This is a genomic window from Aliterella sp. E5.1 (genome assembly GCF_057473825.1).
In genome coordinates, this window is record NZ_JBYCCV010000367.1 from 1 (window position 1) to 1435 (window position 1435).

Below are 1435 nucleotides of genomic sequence, written 5' to 3' on the forward strand. Positions count from 1 at the left end.
ACGCTCTTCCGATCTGATCCTGCTAAAGTCGATCAAGAACGAAATTTCGTTGGCGAGAATAAAGATTTTGAGATTTATCTGCTCTATCAGCCCGATCTAAACTACTTGCGCTCCACATCACTGGATTTAGACAAAGCAGAAAAGCTGGGACTGCCTGAACCTAACTGCAAAAAACGGTTGATCTTTGCGCCGATGAAATATTTGGATACCGACACCTTAGAACGGTATCGCATTGAATACTGCCAGCTTCCCTTTGAAATTTATAAATTCAAGGAATAGGAGATTGATAGCTATGTGATTGCAAGGAAATCAGGGTAATGCCGAAAAAGATTCGAGAACTGAAGCAGTTGTTACGCAAGGTAGGATTTCAAGAACTTCCCGGAAAAGGCAGTCATACAAACTGGATACATCCACTCTATGCAGGCAAAATAACGGTTTCTGGTAAAGATAGTACGGATGCTAAACCCTATCAGGAGAAAGAGATTTTAAGGGCAATTCAGGAAGTGGAGGAAAACCAAGATGACGAACAGACTTAAGTATCAAATGGTGATTCAGTGGTCGGAAGAGGATAACTGTTTTCTGGTGGGGTTTCCTGACTTTCCTGGACAGCAGTGGCGCACCCATGGCGAAACCTATGAAGAAGCTGTTACCCAAGGGATTGAAGCCCTCGAATCGTTGGTCATGGCATATGAGGCATCTGGAGAACCTTTGCCTGAACCTAGTACAATTTGCGCTGTCGCCTAAATTATCACGATGGAACTCAAGGATTACCAAAAACACTGCATCAATGAGGTGAAGGTTTACCTTGAGCATTTGGCTGGGTTCCGCGCCAAGTATGAAAAAGCTCTTGCCATTGATCCAGACATGGCATTTGACTTTACACGCAAAGCTTGGGAGAAAGCGAAAGGGGGCACTACCTTTCAAGGAGCAATCCATTATGACAAGAAGAATGGTCTAGGTGAACCACTCCCCAATTTCTGCATTAAGGTGCCTACGGGAGGCGGCAAAACTCTGTTGGCAACCCATGCAATCGGATTGATCAACGCCCACTACTTGAAAAGGCAGACGGGATTGGTGCTGTGGATTGTGCCCACCAACCAGATTTATCGGCAAACGCTGAAAGCTCTCCGAACTCGTGAGCATCCTTACCGTCAGGTCTTAGATCTGAACCTGGTTGGCTGACAAAACTTTAGTCGGTCCTATAACGATAGGTTTGCACCTTGAATTCTAACCGCTCCCTTGTTTGCTGAGCTTGCTTGCGTGAAGCGATCACGGGTTCAGGATCATAGTTTCCTCTAAAGGAGACCGTGCGAATGAGTTTCCACCCTTGTTCTAACGCCGTCTTGACCCATTGCCAGCCAATGCGGAAATAGCTATTGCCTCGAAACCAGTGAGGGTCAACCCATCTACGTTTGCCCGTCTCCACAACCTCTAT

At 46.0% G+C, this 1435-nt stretch carries 3 protein-coding genes and 2 pseudogenes; 4 read left to right on the forward strand and 1 reads right to left on the reverse strand.

Annotated features, from left to right (window positions below; translation table 11 throughout):
* The 4 genes and pseudogenes from AC2VE5_RS27320 to AC2VE5_RS27335 form a co-directional block, all read left to right on the forward strand.
* Nucleotides 1-279: pseudogene (locus AC2VE5_RS27320) on the forward strand (site-specific DNA-methyltransferase); the annotation flags it as partial.
* A gap of 38 nt (nt 280-317) precedes the next feature.
* Nucleotides 318-536: a type II toxin-antitoxin system HicA family toxin gene (locus AC2VE5_RS27325; RefSeq protein ID WP_486890669.1), complete on the forward strand. Its 219-nt coding sequence runs from the start codon at nt 318-320 to the stop codon at nt 534-536.
* The gene (locus AC2VE5_RS27330; RefSeq protein ID WP_486890670.1) at nt 520-744 is read left to right on the forward strand and encodes a type II toxin-antitoxin system HicB family antitoxin; all 225 of its coding nucleotides are present in this window, start codon (nt 520-522) and stop codon (nt 742-744) included. Before AC2VE5_RS27325 ends, AC2VE5_RS27330 begins: the two co-directional genes overlap by 17 nt.
* 9 nt (nt 745-753) lie before the next feature.
* Nucleotides 754-1182 carry a DEAD/DEAH box helicase family protein gene (locus AC2VE5_RS27335; RefSeq protein ID WP_486890672.1) on the forward strand — a complete coding sequence of 143 codons (429 nt, stop codon included), beginning with the start codon at nt 754-756 and terminating at the stop codon, nt 1180-1182.
* Nucleotides 1183-1189: 7 nt separating this feature from the next.
* Here the strand turns inward: AC2VE5_RS27335 and AC2VE5_RS27340 are convergent.
* Nucleotides 1190-1435, reverse strand: a pseudogene (locus AC2VE5_RS27340) (hypothetical protein); the annotation flags it as partial.